The organism is Acidimicrobiales bacterium (assembly GCA_035316325.1).
Lineage (GTDB): Bacteria > Actinomycetota > Acidimicrobiia > Acidimicrobiales > VFJN01 > DASXTK01.
Genome location: DATHJB010000175.1, coordinates 13,569 through 32,380, shown reverse-complemented (window position 1 = coordinate 32,380; position 18,812 = coordinate 13,569). Strand labels below are relative to the sequence as shown.

Sequence of the window (18,812 nt, the reverse complement as noted above, 5' to 3'; positions counted from 1 at the left end):
TTCACACCTCCGTGCCGATTGTCGAAGTCTGAGGCCCTATGTGTCAAGGTTCTTCCGCCCGTTAACGTTCCCAAGCACCGATGCCGAAACGTCCCACGATGAAGGACGTCGCCCGCGCCGCCGGGGTGAGCCACATGACGGTGTCGCGCGTCGTGAACGGCGACACGGGCGTGCTCCCGGACAAGGTGTCGCGAGTGGAGCGGGCCATCCGCAAGCTGGGGTACCAGCGCAACGACATGGCCCGACAGCTGCGCCGTCAGGGCCAGACCACTGGGACGATCGGGCTCGTCGTCGACGATGTCGCCAACACCTTCTGGTCGGCGCTGGCCCGGGCGGTGGAGGACGTCGCCATGCGCCGGGGCTTCCTCGTGCTGGTGGGCAGCACCAACGACGACCGCCGGCGCGAGCAGGAGGTCGTCGCCGCGTTCTGCGCCCGGCGGGTCGACGGGCTGGTGGTGGTGCCCGTCGCCGGCAGCCAGCGCTTCCTCCGCACCCAGATGGCCATGGGGACCCGGGTCGTGTGCGTCGACCGCCCCGGCGACGGGCTCGAGGTCGACACCGTGGTCGTCGACAATCGCCCCGGCACACGTGATGCGATCGCCCACCTGATCGGTCAGGGTCACGAGCGCATCGGGTTCCTGGGCGACCGCGACGACATCTGGACCGCCGAGGAGCGCTACACCGGCTACCTCGACGCGCTCGGCGACGCCCGGATCGAGCCCACACCGAGCCATGTGCGCCGAGGCGTCAGGACCGCGGCCCAGGCGACCGAGGCGGCCCGGGAGCTGATGACGGCACGCCACCCGCCGACGGCCATCTTCACCGGCAACAACATGATCACGATCGGGGCGATCGCCGCGTTCTCGCAGGACGACCGGCCGCGGGCCACGGCCCTGGTCGGCTTCGACGACTTCCCGCTCGCCGACCGCCTCGCACCCCCCGTCACGGTGGTGCAGCAGGATCCGGCCGCGCTGGGAGCCACCGCCGCCCAGATGCTCCTCGCCCGCATCGAGGGCGACACCGCACCCCCGCGCACCGTCGTCCTGAAGACCCGTCTCCTGACCCGCGGCTCCGGTGAGATCCCCCCACCGTGAGGAACCTCCCTCCCTCGCCGTCGGTCAATGCCAGCGCAGCGCGCTGCGCTGTGACCAGTAGTCCTCGCTCGGCTCGGCCAGCATCGCCAGCTGCTCCATGTCGTGATCGGTCAGCCGCAGCGCCGACGCGTGCAGGTTGCTGGCGAGCTGCCCGGGGCTGACCGGCCCCACCAGCACGGTGTCGGCCCAGGGCTGGGACAGCACCGCTCCGACCGCGACGGCGTCGGGGGTGACCCCGTGCCGCTCCGCCAACTCGACCAACCCGGCCGGCGGTCGCTCTGCGAGCCGGCCGTTGGCCAACGTCTCCTTGACCAGGACGAGAACCCCGTGGCGATGCGCCTGGTCGAGCGTGGGGCCGACCGACGGCTCCGACACGTTCCACGTCGACTGGACGGCAGTGAAGACCGGCTGCCCGGCGACCTGCAGGGTCAAGGCGCGCTCGACGACCTCGGCCTGCGCCGGCCCGGAGGTGGAGAACCCCACCCGTACCCCCTGAGCGGCCAGACCGGCCAACGCCTCCAGGAGCGGCCGGTCGGCGAACACCGGGCTGTCGGGGGTCAGGGAGTGCACCTGGTAGTGGGCGATCTGCCCACCCAGCAGCGCCTGGCTCTCCGCCCACTGCTGGGAGAACCGGGCGAGCGAGTGCTCCTTGGTCTCGTGGACCTCCGCATCGGTGCGCCAACCGCCGACGTAGGCGTAGCCCCACTTGCTGGAGACGGTCAGATCGCTCACGCCCCGGTCGGCCAGCCATCCCGCCAGGAACTCCTCGGCCCGACCGTACGAGCGCGCCACATCCACCCAGCGAACGCCGGCGGCGTAGGCGGCATCCAGGACCTGCCAGCTCGCCTCCCGCAGCGCCTCCACCGTCCGGTCGACCGGCAGCGCCCGGTCACGGCCGAGGTTGATGTACGCGGGCCGCCCCAACGCCGCGAGCCCCAGGCCGACCTCCATCACCACACCTCCACCGAACAGACCTCACGATCGCCGACGACGACCACCGGCACCGTAGGCCGCCACCCGCTATCGCCGGATGGTCCGGCGGATGTCCTTCATCAGCAAGACGAGATGGAGCGGGTCGGTCGGGCTCTCCTCCAACTCTGGGACGAGGTGGAGGTAGAAGTCTCTGGCTTCGGTGGACTCGGCATGGACGAGAAGGCCACGACAACCGATGTCGTCGGACAGCTCGACGAGGCGGGCGAAGACGTCCTGGAGCAGGCCGGCGCCCAGACCACGGCCCTCGTGGCTGACGCCGACCCCGAGACGGGCCAACAGCGCCACGGGCTGGGGATAGCGGCCGGTACCCCGACGGAGCCGAGCCGGTGCTGCGATCGTGGAGAGCTGCGCCATGCACCAGCCGTAGTAGGCGACCACCGCAGGGCTCTCCGTCCCGGTCACCACGAACACCTTCGTCGTTCCCGTGCTGGCCGACTGGCGGGCGTAGCGCCGCAGCCACTCGGTCTGCTCCGACGACCGGCATTCGAAGCCGTCGAGCTCGTGGTGATCGGCGAGCGGCTCGGGCGCTCGGTAGCGCCCGGTCATTCAGTGAAGGGTGAAGGACGATCCATCAGGCGACGGAGCCCGGGCAGATCTCGCGCCGGCCGGGAGTTGACGGCATCCCATCCCTCGACTGCCTTGGCATCCAGATCGAACCGATCACGGTCGGCCAACACCCGCCGAGCCGCCTCGACAGCATTGCTGATCACGAACTCGGTGACGTCGGTATCGCTCACAGCGACCGCACGATCGATCAACTCACGCTCGCCAGGGGTCGTACGGAGCTCCAGGCGCCGGCTCCGTCGTCGTGGCTCGGTTGCAGGCATCGAACCGCTCCTCCTTCGCGTACGGCCAATGTACGGCCAGACCGCCTCCGGCCGCAACCGCAACCCGGTGTCGCCGCTCGTGGAGGAAGCGGACGCAGGGTCCGCCGGATCAGGGAGTGGGTGGGAGGCCGTAGGCGATCAGGCGGCCGTCCTGGGTGCCGACGAAGAGCTTGCCGAGGCTGATCGCGGGTGCGCCGGTGATGCGGCTGCCGGTGGCGTCCGACCACGACGGGGTGCAGGTGGCGGCCGCGCAACCGGCGGCGTCGTAGGCACGGACCGCCCCGTCGGCGGAGCCCGTGAAGACGACGCCCGCGGCGACGGCCGGTTGGACAGTGATCTTGCTGCCTGCGGCGGTCGACCACGAAGGGGTGCAGGTGGCCGCACCGCAGCCGGTCGCCGAGAGAGCGACCAGCGAGCCCGACGCGGTCGGGACGTAGAGCGTGTCGCCGGCGAGGGCCGGCGCCGCCGTGACCGCACTGCCCACGGGTGCCGACCAGAGCACGGCGCCGTCGGCAGCGGCCAGCGCGTACACGGTCCCGGCGTCGGTGCCGACGTAGACGGTCGTGCCGTCGGCGCTGAGCACTGGAGACGTCGCGTCGGCACCGTCGATGGGTGTGGCCCAGCCCGAGCCGCCGGCCGTGGGGAACGCGCGGACACCGTTGGCCGGGGCGGTTCCGACCCCGATGCCAGCATGGAAGAACTGGGTGACGCCGAGCGTCAGACGTGCGGCGTTGGGCTGGTCGGTGAGCAGGACGTTCTGTGCACCGAGGTAGGCCCAACCCCGCTGGACGGTGCCGCCGCCGGCCACCGATGCGAACTGCGACACCAGCACCTGCAGCCGGTCGGGGCCCTCCCGTATGGCCTCCATCCGGGCCTGGAGCTCACCGGCCAAGGTGTCGCAGAACCCGGTGCTCAGCTGGCAGATGGCCATCTCCCACCGGCCGTCGGACAGCCGCACGCTCGCGTAGAGCTGGCTGGCGAGGACGATGACCTCGGTGTCGACCTCGGCGTTCGGCGTGGACGCATGAGGGGTGGAGACCCAGCGGGGAGCACCGGTGGTCGCCTCGAAGGCGTAGACCGAGCGCGTCGTTGTCGCGTAGACGCCCCCGTCGGTGGACACGACCGGAGGGCCGACCCCCCGAGGTCCCAGCTGGTCGGTCGTGCCGGTCCACAGCTCGGTGAAGCCATCCACCGTGTCGACCGCGAACCCGGTCTCGACCTCGTTGTGCGCCCGACGATCCGGGCCCTGACCCGACGCCGGCCAACAACCGGCCAGCCCGACGATCACACATGCCGACGCCCCAAAGGCAAAGACCCGCCTCATTCCGCCCTCCCCCACTGTGCGCAACGAGCCGACGGTAGCGGTCTCCATCGCTCTCCGCCCGACGTCGTCTCTGCGTGCCCGCGCTGCGGCACCAGCGTCATCGACTCGTTCGGCCCTTCACGTGCAAGATGGCGGCCTACTCGCACTTCGACCAGAAGGTCGAGCACGTGCTCGCCACCCTGTCGCGCCGTCTGGGCGTCGACCTCGAGGCCTGACGCGCAGCAGCTCCCCGGTCTCGCTAGGGGAGCTGCTGCCTCTCCGGACGCACCACCGAGGCGGTTGATGGCCCGTCCAGGTCTCTTGGGTCTAGTCGGAGCGCTGCGCTTTGGGCGCTCACGTCCCCCACCGAAGGTGGAGCCAAAGGCGGGGGACGCGGCGCCTTCCGGGAGACCGCAGACGCCGCGTCGACGCCCCCATCGCCTCGCGGGCCGCACGTTTGGCCATCGACCGGCCGGCCTAAGAGGCCACGTGCGCGAGGGCTCAGGTCAGCCCGGTGGGTCCTTCGCCCGGCCCTCCACGGCGTCGAGGCACCCGTCGTAGACAGGCTGCCGGTAGACGTCGCCGTAGCCCTCGGCGTACTCGTGTGCGAACGCCGCCGGGTTGCTCTCAGGGTCAGCGGTGATGTCGCCCTTGTCGGCGGTGCCGTCCAACACGTAGCCGCACACCGTGTAGGCGATGTCATAGTTCCCCGCTGCCACGTCGTCGGGGCCGACGTCCGACTGTTGGATCGGGGGCTCGGCGTCGTCGCTGCCGCCGCACGCCACGACTAAGGCCACCAGGGCCACGTAGATGATCCTCATGTTCCGCCTTCCGCTCTCCGCCTGCGGACGACAGGAGGCCCGGGGACGTCCTGACGCTGACGCGACGGCGCCCCCACCAGGAGGGGCAGGGGGCTGGAGAGATGACACCCACAGTCGACTCGGGACGTACGCCAGTCACCAGCCGGTGTGACCGTGGGCAGGCACGTTCGCTGCGGTGTGTGGTGACCGAAACGGTCGTCTGGCACCGCAGGATCATGCGGGGACCGGGCTCACCGCCTCACCAGGCGAGCCGGTCGGCCCCCACTAGCTCGAGGCGGTGGTGGTGAGCTCGTGTTGGCTCGGCTTCTGGCCGAGGAAGGTGATCACGGACTCGAGGAGGTGGACCGCGTGCTGGACCGCCGGGTCGGCGGGGTCACGGCGGAGGCGGGTGCGACCGATGCGGAGCGCGTGGCGCAGCGTCGTGTCGTCGCCTGCCGCCTGGAGGAGATCGACCGCGGCCTCGGTGATGTCCGGGGGCCGGGCGGTCGCCGCTGCCAGGGCGCGGCTGCGGTCGAGGACGATCTGGGCACGTTCCACGTCGCTCCTTCGAAGGCTCGGGCCTGCGCGCCGGGAGGTTGGTCCCCGGCGGCGCAAGCGAGGGCGTCAGTGAGCGGCGCGCGTCCGCAGGTAGCGGAAGAGGCCTACGCCCAGGACGACGGCAATCACGAGGAGCAGAAGCTCCATGATCGTTCCTTTCTTTGGCCCAGGGCGATGACCTTCGCGGCCACCACCCCAGTCCTCAGCGAGAACGATATAGCTGAAACAGAAAACATGCAACGTAGTTCAAGAATTAGGGTACAGTTTTCGGCATGGGAAGTTGGAGCCTGCTCACCAACCACGCTCGTGCGCTCCTCTGCATCGCCCACGACCCGGGCGTGCGGCTGCGAGACATCGCCGCCCAGGTCGGCATCACCGAGCGCCGCGCCCACGACATCGTCACCGACCTCGCCGACGCCGGCTACGTCGTGAAGGACAAGGACGGCCGCCGCAACCGGTACAACATCCAGGAGCACGTGCCGCTGGGTGACTCCATCGACCGGGAACGGACCGTCGGCGAGCTCCTCGACCTCCTCGTGGGCGTCAACGCCCACCGCCAACCGCACCGTAAGGACAGGATCAACCATGGCTGACAAATCCCCCCACAAGTCGAACGGCAAGAAGGCCGGCAAGTCGTTGAAGGAGAAGCGGGCAGCCAAGAAGCTGAAGCAGGGCAAGGGCCCGAGCCCGTTCGACACGATCGACCTCCGCCGCCGCTGACTCGAGCGGGCCGGCCCCGCCGTCAGCGGAGGACGTGGTCGTAGACGGCGACGTACTCGTCGACCATGCGCTGCCGGCCGAAGCGGGCGACAGCGTGCTCGTGGATCGCCACGCGGTCGAGCGAGCCGGCGGCAGCGACCGATCGCACCGCTGCGTCGACGTCGGCCACCACGAAACCGGTGCGCCCGTGGTCGACCAGCTCGGGCATCGAGCCCCGGTCGAAGGCGACCACCGGCGTCCCGCAGGCCATCGCCTCGACCACGCTGAAGCCGAACGGCTCCTCGAAGTCGATCAGGTGGAGCAGCGCGTCGGCACCGCCCAGCAGTTCGGCCCGGCGCTCCGTGCCGATCGGCCCCAGGAACCGGACGCGGTCGCCGTCGACGTGCGGGGCCACCGCGGCGTCGAAGTAGCCCTGGTCCTGGACGATCCCGGCGATCAGCAGCGGCACCCCGGCGCGCGCCGCCACCTCGATCGCCTCGGCCGTGCCCTTCTCCGGGTGGATGCGGCCGAAGAACAGCAGGTAGCCGCCAGGGCCGGGATGGAGGCCGAACGCCGTGGTGTCGATGCCGTGGTGGATCGTCGCCGCGTAGTCGAGCGCCGGGTGCCGGTCGGCGTCGCTGATGGCGACGTACGCCCCGCGACCGTTGTAGCGCTCGTACACGGGGACGATCCGGGGCGACGAGAAGCCGTGGATCGTGGTCACGACCGGCGTGTCGACCAGCCCGCTGTAGGTCAGCGGCAGGAAGTCGAAGCTGTTGTGGACGATGTCGAACTCGTCCGCCCGCTCGAACACCGCCGCGATGTGCAGGCACTCCGCCACCTTCGGGTCGACGTCGGGGTCCTCGGACCAGCCGTGGGCCACGACCGACGACAGCGCCGCCGCGGTCCGGGAGTCGCCGCTGGCGAAGAGGGTGACGTCGTGGCCGGCCGCCACCAGTCCCTCGGTGAGCAGCGACGCGAACAGCTCCCACGGGCCGTAGTGCCGTGGCGGCACCCGCCACGCGAGGGGCGCGAGAACGGCGACGCGCAGGCACCCGTTCGACCGCTCGGGTCGGCGGGCGAAGGATGCGTTCATTGTCGGCTCCTCGGAGATGGGGACCGGTAGTCTGCAGCAGACCTTCTTGGAAGAGTCGCCTCGCCACGCAGGTACGACGCCTCGACTGAGCCCACTCTGAGGAGCTCGTGCGTGCGCGTTGACCATTTGTCGTTCCCGCCGTCTGTCCCGCGCCCGGGGGCAGGCCGCTCGTACGGCGTCCTGAGCACCTTCCCGCCCACCGCGTGCGGGCTGGCGACGTTCACGGCCGCGCTGACGGACAGCCTGCTCGACAGCGGGGCCAACGTCGGCATCGTGCGCGTGGCCGACGGCATCGGGTCGCCGGACCCCCGCGTGATGGCCGAGCTCGAGAACGGCCTCCCCGCCTCGGTGGAGGAGGCGACCGGTTGCCTCGACCGCTGCGACGTGGCGATCGTGCAGCACGAGTACGGCATCTATGGCGGGCCCGACGGCGACGAGGTGGTCGGCATCCTGCGTGGGCTGACGATCCCGTCGATCGTGGTGCTGCACACCGTGCTCCTGGAGCCGACCCCCCACCAGCGCATGGTGCTGGAGGCGGTGGTCGACGCGGCGAGCTCGGTCGTCGTCATGACCGAGGCCGCCCGGCAACGGTTGTACGACCGCTTCGACGTCGACGCCGCCAAGGTCACGACGATCCCCCACGGCGCCGTGGTGCCGGCACCCCGCCGGAACCCCGCGCCGCCGACCCGCCCGATGCTCCTCACCTGGGGGCTGATCGGCCGGGGCAAGGGCATCGAGTGGGCGATCGACGCCATGGGCGACCTGCAGGACCTGCAGCCGCGGCCCCGCTACGTCGTCGCCGGGCGCACCCACCCGAAGGTGCTGGCGTTCGAGGGCGACGTCTACCGGGACATGCTCGTCGAGCGGACCTGGGCCCGACGGTTGGCGGCCTCGGTGAAGTTCGACGCCAGCTACCGCGACGTGCGCTCCCTCACGCAGCTGATCCAGGACGCCTCGGTCGTCGTGCTGCCCTACGACTCCCGCGACCAGGTCACCTCCGGGGTGCTGGTCGACGCCGTCGCCGCCGGCCGGCCGATCGTGGCGACCGCCTTCCCCCACGCCGTCGAGCTGCTGTCGAGCGGGGCGGGCATCGTCGTCCCCCACGGCGATGCCGGCGCCCTGGCCGTGGCGCTCCGACGTGTGCTGACCGACCCCGACCTGGCCCTGGCCATGGCCGCCGAAGCCGCCCGGCTCGCTCCCGGACTCGGCTGGCCCGCGGTCGCCGGGCAGTACGCCGATCTCGCCGACCACATCCTCGACGAGCACGAGGCGGTGCCCGCATGATGGTCACGACCGGGCCGCCGCACCCGCACCCGCCGTCGCCGTCGTTCCGGCACCTGGGCCGCATGAGCGACGAGCGCGGCACGTTCGAGCACGCCGACCACGCCGACCCGCGCCGGGTGCACGGCTACTGCACCGACGACATGGCCCGCGTGCTGGTCGTGACGAGCCGCGAGCCCGAACCCGACCCGCTGGTCGTGGGCCTGGCCCGGACGGCGCTGCGGTTCCTCGCCGAGGCCCAGGACGGTGTCGGCGCCAGCCGCAACCGGATGGACGTGCGGGGACGCTGGCTGGACGGCCACGGCACCGACGACTGCTGGGGACGCAGCCTGTGGGCCTTCGGCACCGCCGCGGCCCGCAACCCCGACCACGAGGTGCGCAAGGCCGCACTCGCCCACTTCGAGCGGGGCACCGAGCAGCGCTCGCCGTGGCCGCGGGCGATGGCCTTCGCCGCGCTGGGCGCCGCCGAGGTCGCCGCGGCGCGTCCCGGCCACATCCGGGCCCGGGGGCTGCTCGCCGCCGCGGCCGACGTGATCGGCGCGTGCGGGTCCGACCCGTCGTGGCCGTGGCCGGAGCCACGCCTCACCTACGCCAACGCCGTCCTGCCCGACGCCATGATCGCCATCGGCGCCGCCCTGGGCCGCGAGCGCGTGCGGGACGACGGGCTCACCCTGCTCACGTGGCTCCTCGACCACGAGACCGCCGACGGGCACCTCTCGGTCACGCCGGTGGGCGGCCTGGGTTCCGGCGACCCCCGCCCCGCCTTCGACCAGCAGCCGATCGAGGTCGCGGCGCTGGCCGACGCCTGCGTCCGGGCCTCGCGGCTCACCCGCAGCGACATGTGGCCCACGGACGACCCGCTGGAGCTGATCGACCCGCGCACGTTCCTGGCCGGGGTCGACCGGGCCGTGGCGTGGTTCCTCGGCGACAACGACGGGCACGCCGTCATGTGGGACGCCGAGACCGGCGGCGGCTACGACGGGCTGCGGGCCGACGGCCCCAACCTGAACCAGGGCACCGAGTCGACGCTGGCGCTGATCTCGACGCTCCAGCACGCACGCGACCTCGCACCGGTCGCGCCGTGACCACGGCGGGGGCCCCGGCCGTGGCCGTGGTCCGCGCCGCGCCCCGACTCCGGCCCGATCCCTCCCGGGTGATCGCACGGCTGTTCGTCCCGGGTGCGGAGCTCGTCGCCGGTCGCCCGTTGCGGGCCGCGGGGGTGGCCGGACGCATCCTCGCCCTCGACGACGACCAGGTGGAACGGACCATGGCCGACGTCATGGCCCGCTTCGGCCACCGCCATCCGGACCTGCCCGCCACGTTCGCCCGGCACGCCGAGCGGATCGCCGAGCTCGTCGACGCCCCGGTCGGGCGGTCCGACGCCCGGTCGCAGCTGCTCGGCGCCACGTTCACGCAGGAGGCCGCGATCGAGGCGGCGGCGCTGTGCAACCCGTCGCTCGTCGCCCACCCCGACCAGGCCGGCGCCGAGGCGGGCGGCCTCCGGTTCGTCATGAGCGTCCGCGGCATCGGCGAGGGCCACCGGTCGTCGGTCGGCTTCCGGACCGGTCACGTCACCGCCGACGGCCTCGTGAGCCTCGACGAGCCGGGACCGTTCTCCGTCGTCGGCACGGTCGACCCGGTCGACCCGGTCGCCGCGGACGGCCCGGACGGCCCGGACACGACCGAGCGCGGCTACACCACGGCGTTCCCGGCCACGACCGACCTGTCCGAGCGGGTGCTGTGGCCCGCGACCGCCACCGAGTCGCACGGCATCGAGGACGCCCGCTTCGTCCGCTTCACCGACGACGACGGCAGCGTCACCTACCTCGCCACCTACACCGCCTACGACGGCGTCGGGATCACCCAGCACCTGATGGAGAGCCCCGACCTCACCTCGTTCACATCGTCGCCGCTGGTGGGGCCGGCGGCCGCCAACAAGGGGCTCGCCCTGTTCCCCCGGCGCGTCGACGGGCGCTTCGCGGCGCTGTCCCGCTACGACGAGGAGACGAACGCCGTCGCCTTCTCGGACGATCCCCGCCGCTGGGACGAGGCGGTGTCGTACCAGCTGCCCCGGCAGCCCTGGGAGACGATCCAGCTCGGCAACTGCGGGGCGCCGATCGAGACCGACGAGGGCTGGCTCGTGCTCACCCACGGGGTCGGCCCCGTGCGCACCTACTGCATCGGCGCCGTCCTCCTCGACCTCGACGACCCGACCCGGATGGTCGGCCGCCTCGCGGCGCCGCTGCTCTCCCCCGCCGCCGACGAGCAGGACGGCTACGTGCCCAACGTCGTCTACTCCTGCGGCGCCCTTCTCCACGCCGGCACGCTCGTGATCCCCTACGGCATCGCCGACGCGTCGATCGGCATCGCGACGGTCCGGCTCACCGACCTCCTGGCCGCGCTGCGCCACGACGGCGCCTAGTCCTTCCGGAAGAAGTCGATCAGGAGTTCCAAGGGGTTGGCGAGTCGTTTGTGGTCGTTCGGTTGTCCTCGAGTCGTCTGTAGTCGGTCTCCGACGACGAACGACTCCACTGTGGATCGGTGACCACAGACGACTCGGGACGCGACGGTCACCCCGGGCGGGCTTCCCGCCACTGGCGGACCACGTGCTCCTCGTCGAGCTTCACCACCGTCGACGGGGGACCGGCGGTGGCGCGGGAGTTGACCTCGACGATGCGCTCGTTGATGTCGGCCACGATGGCGCGGACATCGCTCTCCTCTGTGGCGGCGGCGATGCGCTCCCGGGCGTCCTCCACCTCCTTGCGCAGCGCCAGGGTGGGCGGCAGGAACTGGGCGTCCTCCCGCCGCAGCTTGTCCCGCACCCACCACAGCTCGTCACGCGGCTGATCCAGGTCCCGGATGGGCTTGCCGTAGCCGGGGAGGCCGTCGAACTCGCCGCGCTCCATGCCTTCGCGGATCTGGCGGTCGATCCATGTCTCCCAGCTCACGCCGGGAGGCTTGCGCTCGGTCATCTCGCCTCCTCGTGAACAGCTTCACAAAGAGGCTACCCGGGCCGTCGATCAGGGCTCGATGGGTGTGGCTCGACAGCTGCCTCACCGGCGTCTACCTGACGACCCGAGCCGTGCTCCCCACGATGCTGGCGGCAAGCGGCGGCCGCATCGTGAACGTGTCCTCGATCGCGGGGAAGGCCGCAGAGGCGAACCGGACCGCCTACTGCGCAGCGAAGTGGGGCGTGCAGGGGTTCTCCCTCGCTCTGCGGCACGAACTGGAGGGCACAGGCGTGCGGGTCCACGTGCTCAACCCGGCCGGCGTGGCGACAGGCTGGTGGGCGACCACCGGCGATCCGCAACCGGAGCCCGTGCTCGGGCTGTCGCCATCGCTGCCGTGTCGAGCGACCGTTTCGGTTCGTCGGCGCCGCTGCGTGTGCTGGCCGGGGCCGGTGCGCTCGGGGGGTGCGACCGATACCGTGACCTCACTCTTGGAAGTCGACTCGGGCCCTCGGCGCGAGGGCCCGACCTGGGCGTCACTCTCTTCTGAGCCGAACGAGGGGATGGCGTCCATGACCAGCTCGACGGAGCGTCGGGAGGGCGACGACGATCTCGCCCGACAGCGCCGCAAACGGGAGGCCCGGTTGCTCGACGAGCACATCGCGGACTTCCCGGAGCTGACGCTGGCCGACGTCGTGGCCGAGGTGCTGGCCGCCCGTGACACCGCCCCGGGGACGCTCGACGTCCGGGGCTACCTGGCCACCGAGGGCCACGGCTGGCGGACCATCGAAGCCGTGGTCGGCTACCTCGACCGCTACCCCTTGCCCGCCACCCCGATCACCCGGGGCCCGCTGCCCTGACCCCGCCGGGTAGTTCGCGCCGTCACCCGGGTCAGCGGGGGCGGTCGACCTGCGCGACGAGCTTCTTGGGCGCCACCACGCAGTAGCTCTCGGTGAGGAGCTGGGCGACGTCGCCCCAGTCGGAGCCGGCGTCGAGCGCCATCCCGACCGCGTCGGTGCCCCAGGCGGGGCGGAAGAACGGGTGGCCCGTGCGACGGAGGGCGTCGAGCTCGTCGCCGGAGGCCCGGAAGACCAGCGCCGTGACCGGGGCGTCGGGGAAGTCGACGGTGACGACGTGGGCGAACATCCGGTTGCGGATCCGCCACTGCGTGCCCGCCCAGGCCTGGCGCTCGGTGGTCTCCGGCAGCGACTCGCAGACAGCCTGCACCCGAGCGAGGAGATCGGCCGGGACGTCGGCGTACTCGTCGGCGCCCATCGCCAGCGACGAGGCGCGGGCGAGGCGATCGAGATCGGGGCCCATCACCTCATTCTGGTGGTCGACGCCAGGTGCCGGAGGCGAAGCGGTCGAGGCCGGAGGACATCTGGCCGGTACGCAGGGTGTGGAGGCCGTGCTGGAGCTCGGTCTGCAGGGCGGCGTCGAGGTCCTGCGACCACTGCTCGTAGGACGACATGCGGTCGCCGCGGAGGGCGGCCTGCGGGAGCACGGCGAGCTCGTGGGCCAGCGCCACCGCCTCGTCCCGGGCCCGGTCCTTGGGGACCAGCCGGTTCGCCAGGCCCATGCGCTGGGCCTCGTCGCCCGAGACGCCGCGCCCGGTGAGGATCAGGTCGAGCGCGTGGCTGTGGCCGAGCAGGCGGGTGAGCCGGATGGTGCCGCCGTCGACCAGCGGGACGTCCCAGCGCCGGCAGTAGACCCCGAACACCGCGTCCTCGGCGGCCACCCGCAGGTCGCACCAGGCGGCGAGCTCCAGCCCGCCGGCCACGGCGTGGCCCTCGACCGCGGCGATCACGGGCTTGCCCAGGAGCATGCGGGTGGGGCCGAGCGGGCCGTCGCCCTCGGGCGCCACCCGGTTGATGCGCTCACGGTCGTCCCGCATGGCCTTCAGGTCGGCGCCGGCGCAGAAGGTGCCCCCGGCGCCGGTGAGGACGGCCACGTGGGCTCGGGCGTCGGCGTCGAAGGCCCGGAAGGCGTCGGCCAGGGCATCGGCCGTGGGGCGGTCGACGGCGTTGGCGACCTCGGGCCGGTCGATGGTGACGATCGTGACCGGCCCGTCGGCTTCGATGTGGACGGTCATGCCGACACCTCCGTGACGGCCCGGTCGAGGTGGCGGTGGAAGTGGGCGATGGCCGACTCGTAGAGGCCGAACTCGAGGTACTCGTTGGCCCCGGTGGCGAGGCCTCGCTGGACGGACCGGGCGGCGGCGAAGTCCTCGTCACCGCCGTCGAGGAGCAGCGGGCGCTCCCCCGGCGGCGGCTCGGCGTCGGTCGAGGTGGGTGGCGTGGGTGGCGTGGGCAGCGCCGCGGGAGGCGTGAAGGAGTAGGTGACGATCCGGGTCTCGGCGGGGGTCATGGGCTCCAGGACGAACAGCAGCCGCAGGCCCGGGAAGGTGGCGACGACGGCGTTCGGGAACAGGTGGTGGACGAGGGTGACCTTGCCGTCGACGCGGCGCTCGGCGGGTGGCCGGTCGGCCAGGCGGGCGACGGCCCGGTAGGGGAAGGTGACCCGGCTGTGCGGGCCGAAGTGCTCGACCACGTTCGTGTTGTCGTACTGCACCGGGAAGAACGTGTCGCGGTGCAGGAAGCGGATGTGCAGGCCCTCGAGGAACGTCTCGGTGACGATCTTCCAGTTGGCGGGCTCGGTCTGCTCGTTCACCCCCGCCAGGGTGTGCCCGGTGAGCAGGCCGGCGATCTCGTCGATCTCGGGCGGCTCGGCCTCGGTGCCGTCCTGGCTGGCGAAGACCAGGCCGTGGCGCTCGACGGTCGCCACCTCGACCAGCCCGCGGGTGGCCCGGTCGACGTCGGGGAAGCCCGCGGCGTGGGGGACGTGGCGCAGGCCGCCGTCGAGCCCGTAGGTCCAGCCGTGGTAGGGGCAGGTCAGAGCCTTGGCGCACCCGGTGCCGCGGGCGACCTCCATGCCCCGGTGCCGGCAGGCGTTGCGGAAGGCCCGCACCCGGCCGTCCCGGTCGCGCACCGCCAGCAGGGAGACGCCCAACGCTTCCCGGGCGAGGTAGGCCCCGGGCTCCGCGAGGGACGCCGTGGGGCAGAGGACCGCTGGTGCGTGTCGCAAGGCTCGCAGCTCGGCGTCGAACCGGTGGCGGTCCCGGTAGTTCGCCACGGGCTCGCGCCAGGATGCGGTGCCCGTGTCGGTCGACCCGGCGGTGATGTGGTCGAGCACCGCCTGTGCCAGCGTCTGGTCGTCCTTCAGCATGGAGATATCCTCACATCTTGCAGAACACGTGTCGAGTATTCTGTGACAGATGGTCGACGAGGTCCCCCTCACCGCCCGGTCGGTGATCGCCACCACGCTGCTGGGCGCCGCCCGGCCGTCGCGGCTCCCCGTCGGGCAGCTGGTGCATGCCGGGTCGCTGTTCGGGATCGGCGAGAGCGCCATCCGCACGGCACTGTCGCGCATGGTGGCGGCGAGTGAGCTGGCCGTGGACGGCGGCACCTACCGCCTGGCCGGGCGGCTGCGGGACCGGGAGCAGCGGGTGGACGAGAGCTACGCCGCGCCCCGGCGCCCCTGGGACGGCACCTGGGAGCTGGCGGTCGTGCGGGCCGAGCGCCGCCCGCCGGCCGATCGCCAGGAGCTCCGCTGGGCCACGAGCGCCCTGCGCCTGGCGTCGCTCCGGGAGGGCGTGTGGGCCCGGCCCGACAACCTCGACCACGCCCGCCTGCCCCACCAGCAGGCCACCGTCGACCGCCAGTGCGTCCGCTTCTTCGGCGCCACCACCCCGACCCACCTGGCCGCCGACTCCTTCGGCCTCGCCGCCTGGTCCACCACCGCTGCCCGCTTGCGGGAGGCCATGGAGGGCGGCTTCGACGACCTGGTGTCGGGCTTCCGCCTCTCCATCGCCGTGGTCCGCCACCTGCAGGCCGACCCCCTCCTCCCCGACGAGCTCCTCCCCCACGACTGGCCCGGCCCCGCCCTCCGCCACGCCTACGAGCACCACGACCAGCAGTTCAAGCGAGCCCTGACCCGGTCCCTGCGCACGCCCGCATACTGACGGGGTGTCGATGGCGTCCGAACCGGGGTGGGTGCTGCACGTCGACCTCGACCAGTTCCTGGCGGCGGTCGAGGTGGCGCGGCGGCCGGAGCTGCAGGGGAAACCGGTGGTCGTGGGCGGCGCCGGCGACCCGACGCAGCGGGCGGTGGTGGCGACGGCGTCGTACGAGGCCCGGGCCTACGGCGTCCACTCGGGCATGCCGCTGCGGACCGCCGCCCGCCTCTGCCCCGACGCCGTGTTCCTGCCCTCGGACCCGCCCGCCTACGACGAGGTGTCGGCCCAGGTCATGGAGGCCCTGCGGACCCTGCCCGACCTCGTCGTGGAGGTGCTCGGCTGGGACGAGGCGTTCCTCGGCGCCCGCACCCGCGACCCCGAGACGCTCGCGGCCGTCGTCCGGCACACCGTGCGGGAGGAGACCGGGCTGTCGTGCGCGGTGGGCATCGGCGACACCCGCCTGCGGGCCAAGATCGCCACCGGGTTCGCCAAGCCGGCCGGCATCTTCCGGCTGACCCGGCACAACTGGGTCGAGGTGATGGCCGACCGGCCCACCGAGGCGCTGTGGGGCATCGGTGGCAAGACCGCCCGGAAGCTGGAGGCGATGGGGATCCGCACCGTCGCCGAGCTGGCCCGGGCCGACCCGGCCGCCCTCGCCCGGCGCTTCGGCCCCACCATGGGCCCGTACTACCGGGTGCTCGCCTACGGCGGTGGCGATGCCAAGGTGAGCGACGAGCCGTACCTCCCCCGCTCCCGCAGCCGGGAGGTCACCTTCCAGCGCAACGTCGTCGACCGGGCCGAGCTGGACGACCACCTGGTGGAGCTGGCCCGGCGGGTGGCGAAGGACGTCGATGACGAGGGTCGCCTGGTCGTCCGGGTGGCGGTGAAGGTGCGCTTCGCCCCGTTCTTCACCCAGTCCCGCAGCGTGCCCCTCCCGACCCCCACGAGCGACTCCGACACCCTCGAGCGAGCCGCCGCCGAGGCCCTCGCCCGCTTCGACCTCACCCGCCCGATACGCCTGCTGGGAGTCCGCGCCGACTTCGAGCCGCCAGACTGACCGTCCCGTCACCCGCCGACGTGACCATGGCGCCGCCGGCGCACGAGTGAGCTACATGTCGGCGATGAGCTTGGCGGTCGCGTAGGCGGCGCCGTCCTGGTCGTGGGGGTGTTCGGTCTGCTCGGGGATGAGGCGGGCCACCTCGCGGTTGGCGCCGTTCATGGCGATGCCCCGACCGGCCCACTGCAGCATCGTGAGGTCGTTGAGGTGATCACCGAAGGCGACGACCTCGCTGGCGTCGATCCCGCGGCGGGCGCAGAACTCCCGGAGCATGAGACCCTTGTGGATCTTCGGCGCCGTGACCTCGATGAACATCGCCGACGACGACGACAGCCGCGCCGGCACGTGCTTCTTCAGCCGCTCGACGACCTGCTGGCACGACAGCTCCGGGTGGGTCAGCAGTCCCCGCACGATGTACCCGTAGGCGGCCAGACGCTCCTCCACCGGCAACCCCGGATCACCCTGCAGCTCCAGGTCCGGCGACGCCAGCAGCTCGTCGAGCTCCTTCCCGGGCTGGGTGCCGAGCACCCGGAACTCGTCGTCAGGGACGATCCCGCGCTGGGTCTCCCACGCCCAGCAGGCGCTCGGCAGCAGTTCGCGCACCCGGGCGTAGAGACCGGAGACCCGCTCGGGGGTGATCGACCGGCGGTTGACGATGGTGCCGGTCGAGCGGCGGTACAACGACGCCCCGTTCGAGCAGATCACGTAGTCGATGGCGTCGGTTCCGTCGAGGACCAGCTCAGCGGCCCAGCGACTGCGCCCCGACGCCGCCATCAGGGTGAGGCCCTCGATCCGGCTCGCGTCGTTCAGCACGGAGATCGTGTACTCAGAAAGTCGGTTGTCCCCGCCGAGGAGCGTGCCGTCGAGGTCGAAGACTATGAGCCGGACAGGCAAGAAGAACTCCGTTGTTCATCCGCGGCGGGTAAAAGACACATTCAACACCATCCCGGCCACCCGCGCTGGAGCCTGCTGCCGGTCTGACAGCGGACATTACGACCAGCGCCGATGCGGCATAGGGACCCTCCGCTGGCCAACCCGCCAACTCGGCCTCTCAGCGCGACGCCGACGTTCCGTCGGGCCACAGGTCGCCGAGCGCCCGGCGCAGGTCGACGTGCCCGCGGTCGCCGAGGTCGGACACGCGCTGCGTGGCGATGCGCAGCCCTAGCCGGCAGCCGTCGACCACGCTGCGGTCCTCGCTGAGGGCAGCGAGCACGCCGGCGGCGACCGCATCTCCGGCGCCCGTCGGATCGACCGCGGCGTCGTTGTCGACACGGGGTACCCGGGCCAGCTCCTGGCCGTCGGCGCCGTGGACCACGATCTGGTGAGCAGGCTTCACCACCACCTGCGTCCCCGCCGGGCACAGGTCCGACAGCGACGCCGCCCGGCCACCGCCCGGGTACGGCGAGCCGCTGAGGGCCCTGTACTCCACCGGGTTCACGTACAGCACGTCGGCCAGGGCGTAGATGCGGCGGAGGTCCGGGAGGCGCCCGAGACCGGCCACCCACGTGCTGCCCGGGTCGAACGACAGCACCAGGTCGGGGTTGTCGCTCTTGGCCGCTTCGACGAACCCGGCGACCGCCCTGACCACGTCGTTCGACCCGGGGATCAGCGGGTCCTCCAGCAGGGAGGTCAGGTGCAGCACCCGGGCGAGGGCCACCGCCTTCCGGGGCCGGTCGTCCTCCCGCAGGTAGTCGGCGATCTCGACGTTGGCCTCCGGTGACGTGTAGAGCCGTCGCCGGTGCTCCTCCAGGAGCGAGAGGCACAGCCCGGGACGGTCGTCCGACCGGCGCGTGAGGTCGGCGATCCCGAGACCCCCGAGCCGGTCGCCGTGCGCCTCCACCAGGCCGTAGTCGGCGTCGGCGCTGATGCCCACCATCCCCAGGCGGAGCCCCGTCCGCAGCTGGGCCAGCATCACGATCGCGTTGAAGGCCGATCCGCCCAGGAACATCGCCGGAACCACGCTCTCGATCGTGCAGCGGTCCAGCACCTCCTGCATCGTGGCCACGGTCTCGTCGTCGTCGACGGGGCCGGCCACGGAGTCGCGCCGGGGCGCGATGAGATCGACGTTGAGGGCCCCCAGCCCGATCACATCCAAGTCCTGCATGTCCGCGCCCACAGCTCGCCGTTGTCCGAGAGCCCTA

The 18,812-nt window shown here is 72.2% G+C and carries 23 protein-coding genes; 10 read left to right on the top strand and 13 right to left on the bottom strand.

The window, feature by feature from the left end:
- Nucleotides 1-80: 80 nt before the first annotated feature.
- Complete coding sequence (locus VK611_23790) at nt 81-1,094, top strand: LacI family DNA-binding transcriptional regulator (protein HMG44376.1); 1,014 nt, start codon at nt 81-83, stop codon at nt 1,092-1,094.
- Between the two features lie 24 nt (nt 1,095-1,118).
- On the opposite strand, the gene VK611_23785 is transcribed toward VK611_23790, so the two are convergent.
- The 4 genes from VK611_23785 to VK611_23770 form a co-directional block, all read right to left on the bottom strand.
- Nucleotides 1,119-2,045, bottom strand: a complete 927-nt coding sequence (locus VK611_23785) for an aldo/keto reductase (protein ID HMG44375.1) — start codon at nt 2,043-2,045, stop codon at nt 1,119-1,121.
- A 69-nt stretch (nt 2,046-2,114) separates the two neighbouring features.
- Nucleotides 2,115-2,633 (bottom strand): hypothetical protein, encoded by a 519-nt coding sequence (locus tag VK611_23780; protein ID HMG44374.1) that lies wholly within the window; start codon nt 2,631-2,633, stop codon nt 2,115-2,117.
- Nucleotides 2,630-2,914: a DUF1778 domain-containing protein gene (locus tag VK611_23775; GenBank protein HMG44373.1), complete on the bottom strand. Its 285-nt coding sequence runs from the start codon at nt 2,912-2,914 to the stop codon at nt 2,630-2,632. Before VK611_23775 ends, VK611_23780 begins: the two co-directional genes overlap by 4 nt.
- Nucleotides 2,915-3,023: 109 nt before the next feature.
- Complete coding sequence (locus VK611_23770) at nt 3,024-4,202, bottom strand: PQQ-binding-like beta-propeller repeat protein (GenBank protein ID HMG44372.1); 1,179 nt, start codon at nt 4,200-4,202, stop codon at nt 3,024-3,026.
- 110 nt (nt 4,203-4,312) lie between these two features.
- Here VK611_23770 and VK611_23765 point away from each other — a divergent pair, with 110 nt between their 5' ends.
- Nucleotides 4,313-4,453, top strand: coding sequence for a hypothetical protein (locus tag VK611_23765; GenBank protein HMG44371.1), 141 nt, complete (start codon nt 4,313-4,315; stop codon nt 4,451-4,453).
- A 270-nt stretch (nt 4,454-4,723) separates the two neighbouring features.
- Here VK611_23765 and VK611_23760 read toward each other — a convergent pair whose 3' ends face one another.
- Together VK611_23760 and VK611_23755 are read right to left on the bottom strand one after the other, a co-directional pair.
- Entirely contained in the window at nt 4,724-5,038 is a 315-nt protein-coding gene (locus VK611_23760) for a hypothetical protein (protein HMG44370.1), read from the bottom strand.
- A gap of 264 nt (nt 5,039-5,302) precedes the next feature.
- On the bottom strand, nt 5,303-5,575 hold the full coding sequence (locus VK611_23755; protein ID HMG44369.1) for a hypothetical protein: 273 nt from the start codon (nt 5,573-5,575) through the stop codon (nt 5,303-5,305).
- 272 nt (nt 5,576-5,847) lie between these two features.
- Here VK611_23755 and VK611_23750 point away from each other — a divergent pair, with 272 nt between their 5' ends.
- The gene (locus VK611_23750) at nt 5,848-6,168 is read left to right on the top strand and encodes a helix-turn-helix domain-containing protein (GenBank protein HMG44368.1); all 321 of its coding nucleotides are present in this window, start codon (nt 5,848-5,850) and stop codon (nt 6,166-6,168) included.
- Nucleotides 6,161-6,295, top strand: a complete 135-nt coding sequence (locus tag VK611_23745) for a hypothetical protein (GenBank protein ID HMG44367.1) — start codon at nt 6,161-6,163, stop codon at nt 6,293-6,295. Before VK611_23750 ends, VK611_23745 begins: the two co-directional genes overlap by 8 nt.
- 22 nt (nt 6,296-6,317) lie before the next feature.
- On the opposite strand, the gene VK611_23740 is transcribed toward VK611_23745, so the two are convergent.
- Nucleotides 6,318-7,370 (bottom strand): glycosyltransferase family 4 protein, encoded by a 1,053-nt coding sequence (locus tag VK611_23740; protein HMG44366.1) that lies wholly within the window; start codon nt 7,368-7,370, stop codon nt 6,318-6,320.
- A gap of 111 nt (nt 7,371-7,481) precedes the next feature.
- On the opposite strand from VK611_23740, the gene VK611_23735 reads away from it, so the two are divergent.
- From VK611_23735 to VK611_23725, 3 genes are read left to right on the top strand one after another with little or no spacing between them, the layout of a single operon-like run.
- On the top strand, nt 7,482-8,654 hold the full coding sequence (locus tag VK611_23735; protein ID HMG44365.1) for a glycosyltransferase: 1,173 nt from the start codon (nt 7,482-7,484) through the stop codon (nt 8,652-8,654).
- Nucleotides 8,651-9,736 (top strand): hypothetical protein, encoded by a 1,086-nt coding sequence (locus VK611_23730; protein ID HMG44364.1) that lies wholly within the window; start codon nt 8,651-8,653, stop codon nt 9,734-9,736. Before VK611_23735 ends, VK611_23730 begins: the two co-directional genes overlap by 4 nt.
- Nucleotides 9,733-11,073: a glycoside hydrolase family 130 protein gene (locus tag VK611_23725; protein HMG44363.1), complete on the top strand. Its 1,341-nt coding sequence runs from the start codon at nt 9,733-9,735 to the stop codon at nt 11,071-11,073. The genes VK611_23730 and VK611_23725 overlap by 4 nt, the downstream gene beginning before the upstream one ends.
- Nucleotides 11,074-11,221: 148 nt before the next feature.
- Here the strand turns inward: VK611_23725 and VK611_23720 are convergent, their stop codons facing one another.
- A complete protein-coding gene (locus VK611_23720; protein HMG44362.1) occupies nt 11,222-11,623 on the bottom strand; it encodes a DUF1992 domain-containing protein in 402 nt (133 codons plus the stop codon).
- A gap of 548 nt (nt 11,624-12,171) precedes the next feature.
- Here VK611_23720 and VK611_23715 point away from each other — a divergent pair.
- Nucleotides 12,172-12,459 (top strand): hypothetical protein, encoded by a 288-nt coding sequence (locus VK611_23715; GenBank protein HMG44361.1) that lies wholly within the window; start codon nt 12,172-12,174, stop codon nt 12,457-12,459.
- Nucleotides 12,460-12,490: 31 nt separating this feature from the next.
- On the opposite strand, the gene VK611_23710 is transcribed toward VK611_23715, so the two are convergent.
- From VK611_23710 to VK611_23700, 3 genes are read right to left on the bottom strand one after another with little or no spacing between them, the layout of a single operon-like run.
- Nucleotides 12,491-12,919 (bottom strand): MmcQ/YjbR family DNA-binding protein, encoded by a 429-nt coding sequence (locus tag VK611_23710; GenBank protein HMG44360.1) that lies wholly within the window; start codon nt 12,917-12,919, stop codon nt 12,491-12,493.
- A gap of 4 nt (nt 12,920-12,923) precedes the next feature.
- The gene (locus tag VK611_23705) at nt 12,924-13,691 is read right to left on the bottom strand and encodes a crotonase/enoyl-CoA hydratase family protein (protein ID HMG44359.1); all 768 of its coding nucleotides are present in this window, start codon (nt 13,689-13,691) and stop codon (nt 12,924-12,926) included.
- The gene (locus tag VK611_23700; GenBank protein ID HMG44358.1) at nt 13,688-14,824 is read right to left on the bottom strand and encodes an aromatic ring-hydroxylating dioxygenase subunit alpha; all 1,137 of its coding nucleotides are present in this window, start codon (nt 14,822-14,824) and stop codon (nt 13,688-13,690) included. The genes VK611_23705 and VK611_23700 overlap by 4 nt, the downstream gene beginning before the upstream one ends.
- 49 nt (nt 14,825-14,873) lie before the next feature.
- Between VK611_23700 and VK611_23695 the strand changes: the two genes are divergently transcribed.
- Nucleotides 14,874-15,620, top strand: coding sequence for a PaaX family transcriptional regulator C-terminal domain-containing protein (locus tag VK611_23695; GenBank protein HMG44357.1), 747 nt, complete (start codon nt 14,874-14,876; stop codon nt 15,618-15,620).
- 10 nt (nt 15,621-15,630) lie between these two features.
- Nucleotides 15,631-16,671: a DNA polymerase IV gene (locus VK611_23690; protein HMG44356.1), complete on the top strand. Its 1,041-nt coding sequence runs from the start codon at nt 15,631-15,633 to the stop codon at nt 16,669-16,671.
- Nucleotides 16,672-16,722: 51 nt separating this feature from the next.
- Here the strand turns inward: VK611_23690 and VK611_23685 are convergent, their stop codons facing one another.
- Complete coding sequence (locus VK611_23685; GenBank protein HMG44355.1) at nt 16,723-17,565, bottom strand: HAD-IIB family hydrolase; 843 nt, start codon at nt 17,563-17,565, stop codon at nt 16,723-16,725.
- 157 nt (nt 17,566-17,722) lie between these two features.
- Complete coding sequence (locus VK611_23680) at nt 17,723-18,775, bottom strand: carbohydrate kinase family protein (GenBank protein ID HMG44354.1); 1,053 nt, start codon at nt 18,773-18,775, stop codon at nt 17,723-17,725.
- Nucleotides 18,776-18,812 lie beyond the last annotated feature (37 nt).

Excerpts from the sequence above, each read along its gene's own strand:
- VK611_23760 (HMG44370.1), bottom strand. The coding sequence starts at position 5,038 with ATGAGGATCATCTACGTGGCCCTGGTGGCCTTAGTCGTGGCGTGCGGC.
- VK611_23745 (HMG44367.1), top strand. The coding sequence starts at position 6,161 with ATGGCTGACAAATCCCCCCACAAGTCGAACGGCAAGAAGGCCGGCAAG.
- VK611_23730 (HMG44364.1), top strand. The coding sequence starts at position 8,651 with ATGATGGTCACGACCGGGCCGCCGCACCCGCACCCGCCGTCGCCGTCG.
- VK611_23690 (HMG44356.1), top strand. The coding sequence starts at position 15,631 with ATGGCGTCCGAACCGGGGTGGGTGCTGCACGTCGACCTCGACCAGTTC.
- VK611_23740 (HMG44366.1), bottom strand. The coding sequence starts at position 7,370 with ATGAACGCATCCTTCGCCCGCCGACCCGAGCGGTCGAACGGGTGCCTG.
- VK611_23705 (HMG44359.1), bottom strand. The coding sequence starts at position 13,691 with ATGACCGTCCACATCGAAGCCGACGGGCCGGTCACGATCGTCACCATC.
- VK611_23695 (HMG44357.1), top strand. The coding sequence starts at position 14,874 with ATGGTCGACGAGGTCCCCCTCACCGCCCGGTCGGTGATCGCCACCACG.
- VK611_23680 (HMG44354.1), bottom strand. The coding sequence starts at position 18,775 with ATGCAGGACTTGGATGTGATCGGGCTGGGGGCCCTCAACGTCGATCTC.
- VK611_23700 (HMG44358.1), bottom strand. The coding sequence starts at position 14,824 with ATGCTGAAGGACGACCAGACGCTGGCACAGGCGGTGCTCGACCACATC.
- VK611_23715 (HMG44361.1), top strand. The coding sequence starts at position 12,172 with ATGACCAGCTCGACGGAGCGTCGGGAGGGCGACGACGATCTCGCCCGA.
- VK611_23785 (HMG44375.1), bottom strand. The coding sequence starts at position 2,045 with ATGGAGGTCGGCCTGGGGCTCGCGGCGTTGGGGCGGCCCGCGTACATC.
- VK611_23790 (HMG44376.1), top strand. The coding sequence starts at position 81 with ATGCCGAAACGTCCCACGATGAAGGACGTCGCCCGCGCCGCCGGGGTG.
- VK611_23720 (HMG44362.1), bottom strand. The coding sequence starts at position 11,623 with ATGACCGAGCGCAAGCCTCCCGGCGTGAGCTGGGAGACATGGATCGAC.
- VK611_23750 (HMG44368.1), top strand. The coding sequence starts at position 5,848 with ATGGGAAGTTGGAGCCTGCTCACCAACCACGCTCGTGCGCTCCTCTGC.
- VK611_23710 (HMG44360.1), bottom strand. The coding sequence starts at position 12,919 with ATGGGCCCCGATCTCGATCGCCTCGCCCGCGCCTCGTCGCTGGCGATG.
- VK611_23780 (HMG44374.1), bottom strand. The coding sequence starts at position 2,633 with ATGACCGGGCGCTACCGAGCGCCCGAGCCGCTCGCCGATCACCACGAG.
- VK611_23775 (HMG44373.1), bottom strand. The coding sequence starts at position 2,914 with ATGCCTGCAACCGAGCCACGACGACGGAGCCGGCGCCTGGAGCTCCGT.